The organism is Candidatus Desulfofervidus auxilii, assembly GCA_030262725.1.
Lineage (GTDB): Bacteria > Desulfobacterota > Desulfofervidia > Desulfofervidales > Desulfofervidaceae > JAJSZS01.
Map to the genome: position 1 here is coordinate 1 of JAJSZS010000041.1, position 8,431 is coordinate 8,431.

Annotated in this window: 8 protein-coding genes; 6 read left to right on the forward strand and 2 right to left on the reverse strand. The window is 33.8% G+C overall.

The annotated features are described in order from the left end of the window. Positions 1–672 precede the first annotated feature (672 nt). Both LWW95_11140 and LWW95_11145 read right to left on the reverse strand, forming a co-directional pair. Positions 673–906, reverse strand: coding sequence for a hypothetical protein (locus LWW95_11140; GenBank protein ID MDL1957578.1), 234 nt, complete (start codon positions 904–906; stop codon positions 673–675). A 148-nt stretch (positions 907–1,054) separates the two neighbouring features. After that, positions 1,055–1,462, reverse strand: coding sequence for a hypothetical protein (locus LWW95_11145; GenBank protein ID MDL1957579.1), 408 nt, complete (start codon positions 1,460–1,462; stop codon positions 1,055–1,057). Between the two features lie 597 nt (positions 1,463–2,059). On the opposite strand from LWW95_11145, the gene LWW95_11150 reads away from it, so the two are divergent. The 6 genes from LWW95_11150 to LWW95_11175 form a co-directional block, all read left to right on the forward strand. Then, positions 2,060–2,593, forward strand: coding sequence for a hypothetical protein (locus LWW95_11150; GenBank protein ID MDL1957580.1), 534 nt, complete (start codon positions 2,060–2,062; stop codon positions 2,591–2,593). After that, positions 2,590–3,141 (forward strand): hypothetical protein, encoded by a 552-nt coding sequence (locus LWW95_11155; protein MDL1957581.1) that lies wholly within the window; start codon positions 2,590–2,592, stop codon positions 3,139–3,141. The genes LWW95_11150 and LWW95_11155 overlap by 4 nt, the downstream gene beginning before the upstream one ends. A 259-nt stretch (positions 3,142–3,400) precedes the next feature. Continuing rightward, positions 3,401–4,390 carry a hypothetical protein gene (locus tag LWW95_11160; GenBank protein MDL1957582.1) on the forward strand — a complete coding sequence of 330 codons (990 nt, stop codon included), beginning with the start codon at positions 3,401–3,403 and terminating at the stop codon, positions 4,388–4,390. After that, positions 4,387–5,562: a DEAD/DEAH box helicase gene (locus LWW95_11165; GenBank protein MDL1957583.1), complete on the forward strand. Its 1,176-nt coding sequence runs from the start codon at positions 4,387–4,389 to the stop codon at positions 5,560–5,562. The genes LWW95_11160 and LWW95_11165 overlap by 4 nt, the downstream gene beginning before the upstream one ends. A 296-nt stretch (positions 5,563–5,858) precedes the next feature. Further along, positions 5,859–7,616, forward strand: a complete 1,758-nt coding sequence (locus LWW95_11170) for an AAA family ATPase (protein MDL1957584.1) — start codon at positions 5,859–5,861, stop codon at positions 7,614–7,616. Then, positions 7,613–8,431: hypothetical protein (locus tag LWW95_11175; GenBank protein ID MDL1957585.1), on the forward strand; the 819-nt coding region annotated here is incomplete at its 3' end. The genes LWW95_11170 and LWW95_11175, both read left to right, overlap by 4 nt.

The following is an 8,431-nucleotide window of genomic DNA, read 5'->3' on the forward strand; positions in this document are numbered from 1 at the left end:
ATTCATTATATTGAAGAGAGTGATTCTTTGAGATATATATATTACGGTATATATAATATGTGTGTAATAAATATATATGGTGAGTGTGTGAGTGTGTGTTCAATTGCTAATATAGTATATAGGGGGGGATTATATATTGGGTTAGTGATATGTTAAAATCAAGATAACTAAATACTGGTAGCTAAATGGGGGTATATTATTGTTAGGCTATTACATATTTCTGATGAGTGAGTGAGTGGGTTTTAGCTAATATAGTATGTGGGGGGTATTCTAAATTGTTGATTTTTTGGGTTTTTGGGTTAGGGGATAATAGTATATTTCTGATATTCTTATTTCTGTGGTTTAGTGGTTTTTGTGTGCTATTGGATTAGTTATTAGGGTAGAAGTTATAATGGGTATTTGAACTAAGAATTTTTTGTTAGAAAATTCGTTTTTGTTCTAACACCAATTTGTTCTAACACTTATAAAGATATCGAAAGATGATAACCAATATTATGCATAAGTATGGTAGAATAAGATGAGCATATATAATATTTTGTGCATTATCTCATAAAAAAGAGAGTGATATATGATAACATATATTTAATTAATTAATTATTAAATAATTAATTAATTCCATTATCTGTTATAATCTCTTTTTGTTAGAACAAATTGGTTCTTTTATTGGTTCTTCTAAAGCCAGGTTCTTAAGTAGTTTACTATTCGTTGGGATTCTTCATTAAATTCAATTACTAATCTAGAACATTTAAGCTTACGAGAAGTATGGAATATGTCTCTTAAGACATTATGGATAATGTCTTTTACTTTTTCTGTAAATCCCCATGAAGCATAACAATTCTTATCTTCATAAGTGAGTACTATATGTTCTATTGCATTTACATGTAGATATGGTTTACTAAATACCAATTTGTACTTAAGTATTAATGTCCTATTATTGTATAGCCTAAAGGTTATGTATGAGGGTTCGCCCATGATATGTCTCTTATCCTTATATTCGATTTTCACTTTTTCCATATCCCCTTATCCCCCCCCTGGGATATCACCCTAACTTATGTTAGGGGATTTCCCCAGGCATAAATAGAAAATCTTCTATTGTAGTACTATCTTCTATAGCCCTCATTTTCATTTTAAAGTGTTCTAGAGTAATTACACTAGTTTCGATATACCTATATAATGCATTAACACTAGTGAGTACACTACTAACTTTATCATCATAAATGTCATAATTCTCTATTATGTACATTTTCAATTCAAGTAGTCTATCACATAAATCACTAATTTCATTATACAAAATCTCAATTTGTTTATAGTACTTAGAAAAACTGGATTTAGGGATAAAGTTAATCCTGGATAAAGCTTTACATAAGGGATTATAGAGAGAAGAGAAATAAGTATCAATATTCTCTAGTTCTTTTTCAATATCTTCTAATGTAATTTTCTTATTATCACCTTTTATGATCATACAGATTAAACAATTTCATAAGAGTGATAAAATAGCATTTTTTGAGATAATTGTAAGATCTATAATTAGCTACATAATAGTGAAGATAGAGATAAGCATAATCGTACATTTTGTTTAGAAGTTCGATTTTCTCAGAAATAGAGAAATTATGAGAATAGAGAAGTTTAGTACAGAATTTTGAAAATGACTTTTTCATGAGTTCTACGTTAGCTTTATCGTACACCACTTTATCCCCCTATATTCTACGAATATCTCCTTTATAAACCTATCGGTTACAATTTTTCATTTAGTCCTAACACTTGATTAGAATTTGAAAATCTCAAAATCAACCTTTTTCACTTTTATTCACAAAATAAGCCCTATATATACATATATAAATATAAAGGAGAAAATTGCTTTTCACTTTTATCCACGAATATAGCTGCAGCTAAATAAATCTCGAGTCCATTTTTATTCAAATTCCATGAAGTTCCAGGAAAAAAGTTAAAGAGGTCCAGTTTAAGGCTAAACAAATTTTCACTAAGTGTTAGAACATAAGTGAATAAAAAGAACCGATAGGTTTATAAGGGAGATATCCCCTAAATATAGGGAGAGAATATGACGATTTACCATAAAAGTGTAGCAATTGTTGATAGTGAAAATGTCTTTTATAGTTTTAAATCTTCTAATTACAATAATCCCTATGAGTACTATTTCTCAATAGCTAAATCTCTAAAGATTTTAGGGATTAAGGAAGTCATTATCCCAATACCACAGAATAATCCTAAAGTATGTAAGTATATGGGATTATTCTCTAAGTTCTTAAGGAAATTTGGTATTAAGGTTACTACTATAGAAGTTATAGGTTCTCAAAATAAAGATGATAGACTTGATACTGAGATAGAGAGAATAGCTTTAGAATTATCTCCTAATTCCAATATAGTCATTATCTCTAATGACCAAGATTTTCTTACTGAGTATAAAGGTGGTTATCTGAAAAACAATAATGTTTACTTACTTCTAACTTCTAGAAGATCATCATCATCATTTTTGAGAAGTGAGTACTTTAGTGATAGAGTACTTAAGTTATGGAATATCCTAAAGAAACCCTGGAACTATAAGAATTTCTTCAATAAGGTGAGAGTAAAATGAATAAAGTAGTAGTGTTAAGGTATACTCATTTTCCACATTATTATAGAGAATATGATGATCATTTTCTAATGCACATTAAAGATGATTTTGATTTTATCTCTAATGTAGTTATTAGAACCAATAAGGAGATAGATTTTGATTATGAAAATAGAGAATATGCTTTAAGAAGAGGAGATATCACTATTGAAGAATTTGAAGAATATGATGAGAGAATATATGTAAAAGTTCTAAAGAAGAGAATTGAAGAATTAGGATATAAGGTTACTATTTATGAGGATTATCTAAATCCAATTCTAATAATCCACAGGGAGAATAAATATCCAATTCTGATATCGTTTTCTCCCCATGATTTTGAACATTTAGTATTTCATTTTATCTATCTCAATTCTAATGTAAATGTGAGATATCTGATAACACAATTGAAGAGATACTTAGACGTTTTCAATTCACATATTACAGCAGGAGTTCTATGCGGAGAGAGAGAAGTAGTCATAGACGTACTCAGTTTAATATCATTTACTAGAGAAGTAGAGAGTGAAGAGATATGAAAATGCATAATTACAAAAGGATTTACTACTACAGGTCTATTGTAGATCATCTAATTGAGAGAGTTTATGTTCTAAATTCTGAGTTAAGTGGTTACATTTTCAATTCTGTAGAAGATCTAGTAAAATCGATTTATTCTCATGGATATGTAATTGTAGCTAAAAGCTTACATGATTATGGTAAATGTCATTTTCTAGTAAGAAAAGCTAACGATAGAGAGTTATTGAAAATCAATTCAAAAAATCTCAATAGGTGGTTAGTATGAATAGCCTGGAAATTATAAATCAGTATGAAAAACTTCTAAAAGAATTAGGTTATCCCAAATACACAAAAACATTAGCTACTATTTTGTACTATCTCAAATTAGATGATGATATAGATCTAAAGTCATTATTAGAGAGTATAAAAGATGAGATAGACTTTAATCTTACTAAAAGTGAAATTGGTAAACAATTCACTAAGTTAGTTAGGGATAGAACTTCTAACAATTATGTAGAACATAAAGTTAGTGGTCTAACTGAGAGAGATTATCTTCTAATGGAAAAAGAACAGTTAGAAAGTCTAATAGAGAGTTTAGAGAGAGAATTAGAACATAATGATGATGATGAGTTAAAACAAAAATTAAAGGAGTACACTAGAGAGTTAGAGAAGATTAAAGCTAAACTTAGAGAGATAGAGAGAAGAGAAGAGATTAAGATGATTAAGAGAGAGTTAAGGGAGAAGTCTAAGAGAGATAAGCATAAGACTACAGATAAAAGTAGAGAAGTTAAGAGAGAGATTAAAACTACTACTACTAGTACTAGTACTAAAGATATTGATAATCTTATGAGAGAGATTTATGATATCAGAAAACAAATTGATAAGCTATTTTACGAACTAAGTAAGTTAGAGAGAGAAAAAGAGAGTCATGTAACTACTACTAGAGATAGAGAGATTTTAGATGAGATTAAGAGCATAAAGAGAGAGTTCTTTAACATATACAAGACTATTTCTCTACTAGATGAGAAAATAGAGAGTATTAGAAGTGAGAGAGTAGAGAGAGAGTTAAAGAGAGTAAAGAAAAAGAGAAAATGGAATATAAAAGGAATTCTAAAGAAAATAGGTATAGTATTGGGATTAATCCTTTTATCACCATTATTCTTTACGGCTATAGTGATATTCATAATGATATTACCATTTATAGCGCCCTTACTAGTACCAACATTAGTAGTAATTCTATTCAAAAAACTACTAAAAGGTGAGAATAGATGACAGTAGTCTTAAGGGATTACCAAAATGAAGCATTAATTAAATGGTTTAGAAGTGGTAGAAAAGGAATAATTGAATTACCTACTGGTACTGGTAAGACATACATAGGTCTTAAGTTATTAGAATTGTATTATCACAAAAATGCTAAAGTGGTTATAGTAGTTCCGACAGAAGTTCTACTAAAACAGTGGTACCAAAAAATCATAAAGCATACAGATATTAAAAGTCATGATATTGGGTTTTTATATGGTAAAGAAAAACGATTAAAACGTATAGTCATAGGGATTATAAATACAATAGTAAAGTATTCTGATCATCTATCTAAGAATTATGACTTATTCATACTAGATGAAATTCATCATTATTTCGCCCCAAAATGGAATACATTTTTAGAAAAAATTAGAGAAAAAGATATCATAGGATTATCGGCAACAGTAGAGCGCTCCGATAATCTTCATTTAAATAGCTATTTGAGAATAATATACAAAAAGGATTATAACTACATGATGAAGAGAAATTATGTTAGTAGAGTAGAAGTAAAGATTATCAAGACTGAGTTAACTACTAGAGAGTACTGGATTTACATGGACCTAGATGAGAAAATTAGAGAAATAGCTAAAAAACTAGATGATCTAAAGTACTCAGTATCAAGTAGAGAATATCCATATCATGAGAATAGATATAGAAGACTACTAATGATATTAACGAATAAGAGAAGACAATTGTGTAGTGAGAGTATTACAAAATTACCAAAAATAGCACAAATAATAAAAGAAAATGAAAATGAGAGAATAATAGTATTCACTGAGAGTAAGAGAAGTGTAGAACAATTGTATAAGTACTTAAGACAATTTGGGTTTAAATGTGGTATTGTGCACAGTGGTATAAAGAGAAGAAATATGATACTAGAAGCCTGGAAAAGGGGTATATTCAATATTCTCTTAACAGTAAGAGTACTAGATGAAGGTATAGATGTGCCCGAATGTTCAATAGGGATAATAGTCAGTAATTCACTAACTAAGAGACAATTAATCCAACGTATAGGGAGAGTAGTAAGACCTAAACCAGGAAAAATAGCTAAAATATACATAATAGTAAGTAGTGGTACTTTCGAAGAGAGAATAGCCAGGAAACTAAAGTACTTATTGACTACTAGTATGTACTACTACACATAATGAATTTAACTTTTATTCAAAAATAAGGGAGAAAGTGAAAATTTTTGGAAATCGCACAGAATAGGCAAAATCAACTCCGCCAAAGCGAAGGGGAAGTGGAGTTCTCGGTCTAAAAGGATCAACTCCGCTAAGAATCCCGAAAAGTGGAATTTGTGAGAAGTGTTAGAACAAAACACTTCCACATGTCAGCGTTAAGCTTATAAGGAAGTTATGCTCAGAATATGTGGAGAGAGCATGACCATACGACACGTAAGTGCACACTCGTTTTCTCTTCTTTCCTACTCTAAGGTAGGAGTATGCTAGATTTAAAGACCGAATTTGAGAGGAGAGGTCTCTACTACCCAGATAATGTAGTCTCTATTCTCAACTCCTCCCTTCAACTCCGAAGTGGGATCCGTGCTTTCATGCTTCGGGGACCTGCTGGTGTGGGGAAGACTGCTATGACTTATGCTCTTTCTGATATCCTCAACGCAGAATACGTCTTTTATCAGTGCACCCTGGGTACTTCTGAAGATGACCTCCTGTATAAGCTATTGCCTTCTGAGAGAACTAAGAGTGGTATTGAGAAGATTCCAGGTCCCCTGATTGAAGCCCTTCTGAAGAGCAGAAAGAAACTGACAGTTCTAGTGCTAGATGAGTTCGACAAGACTAGACCTTCATGCGATGCTCTACTCCTAGATTTCCTACAGAACTGTAGGGTTTCAGCGAGATTTTCAAACCAGGATAGGATTATCGTGGGGAATAAGAATAATTTGATAGTATTTCTCACTTCTAACGATGAGAGGGACTTTTCAGAGCCTCTATTACGTAGGGTTATCCAGATCTTCATCCCCCACTTATCAGTAAAACTGGTCAGAGAGCTACTCTCAAAGAAGTTCAAGGACGAGAGAGTAGTTAATCTACTAACTCAGATCTATATCGATACTATTAACGCTCAACTGAGGAAACCCGCTACAATCCAAGAACTCTATCAACTCGGAGAAGTGATAGAGAACTTGAACTCCGACAATTTCGACCTAGCTTCCCTAGTACGCTCATTTATCGTAAAGTATGATGACGACTGGATTAAGTACGTGCAGTACGTCAACTCTAGGGAGCCGTATCAATTCATAAAAGAGGAAGTTCCTGAAGAAAATGGGAACATAAATAAGAAGTACGAGGGAGAGGGAGAAATTGTCATAGAGGAGAAGGAGGAGGAGAAGGAGACTTTCGATCTAAACAAAGTCTCAAGAATACATATCAAGAAAATTGAGAGCAGTTTCGAGGTCGAGGAGGCGAGGGAGGAGAGAGAAGTATGCATGAAAGTAGAGGATGAGAATAAGGAAGCGTACACTCATATTATTAAGGAATTCAAGCCAGAGCCGACAGACAGACCAGACCAGTTCGGGGATTATAAGATGTACTTCGACGAGAATAAGGTATTTGTAGTAAAGGATAAGCCCCTCACACTCGATGAACTCTCAAGGATCTACTTGACGGGAGAGTTCTACTCAGAGGATAGGGGAGTACTCACAACTGTCGACCTTAATGCCCTGATCAACAGTTCAATAAGAGTACTATACTACACTAAGAACTGCATAAGGCTCAAATTCGAGCACTCTAGGGACGGGTACTCTATTATCGAGCTTAACCTGAAGGAGAGGAAGAGAGGAAAGTACGTATCTATCTACGATGTATTCGTGAGGATGTACGTGAACGGCAAGGCGAAGGCTTTTGCGGAGAAGGTCAAGGTGATCAAAGAAGAACTCTATCTGAAGAGACTCATAAAAGATGTCTCCACAGACTATCCGAAGAGGTCTCAGATACTCAGATACCTCGATTACGTCAGAGAACTAAAGCACACGTTTAACGTAAACGTGTACTTCAGTCTGTACGGGAGTTACAATTTCAAGACAGAGATAAGTAGCGATAGCGTTGGGTTCTGTTTCGGCTACAATTTCAAAAGCAATATCATGAAGAAGTTCGGACTGGAAGAAGGAGCCAGAATCGACATAGACGATCCGATAGTGGACAAGGTAGTGAACTACGTGGTATCAGAATTGGTGAGAGAATGAAACTCAGGGTGAGGAGGATAGACTTTATCGATACGGAAAATGAGGAGAATAGAGAGCTTATCGAGGAGAATATCGAGGAGGAGGAAAAGGAAGTCGAACCCCCTTGTTCTAACACTTCTGAAGAAACTCATGGTGGAAACGAGAGCACTAGTTCAATCCCCCAATCACCCTCCCCCTCTGAAGACTCTAGTGAAGAGAGTAGTTCTGATAGTTCTTCTAACAGTTCTAATGAAAGTGATCAATCTGAAGAGAGCGAGAGCGAGGAAAGTGAGTACGAAGATTCCAAATCCGATTCAGGTGATGAGCGCCCAGGATCCCAGGGTAGTGAAGACGATTTTGAAGAATCTTTTGAAGAAGACGTAGATGATGAAGAATATTCTAATGAAGATAGTGAAGATAGTACGGATGAGACCGATGAGTACGAGGACTCAGAAGATGAGGGAGATGAGGAAAGTGATGAAGCTGCAGCTACATCATCAGAAGATGAGGAGAGCGAAACTGATGAGAGTAGTGGTGAGGTTGAGGAGAGCAACACTACAGACGAGACTAGTGATTCTGAATCTCCTAGTGAAGACGAGGAGAGTGAAGAGGACTCTAGTGAAGATAGTAGTGAGAGCGAACAATCTGAAGAGAGCGATGAGGAGGACGAAGAGAATACTACTGATGAGGGTAGTGATGAGAACGATAGTGAGAGTGATGAAGGGGGAGATGAAGACCAAACCCCCTCCTTAGCGTACAACACCCAGCAGGTAGTGAAGTTCGATAAGCAGATCTACGATTCAGAACTAGCGTACAGGTTCTACTCATTCATAGAG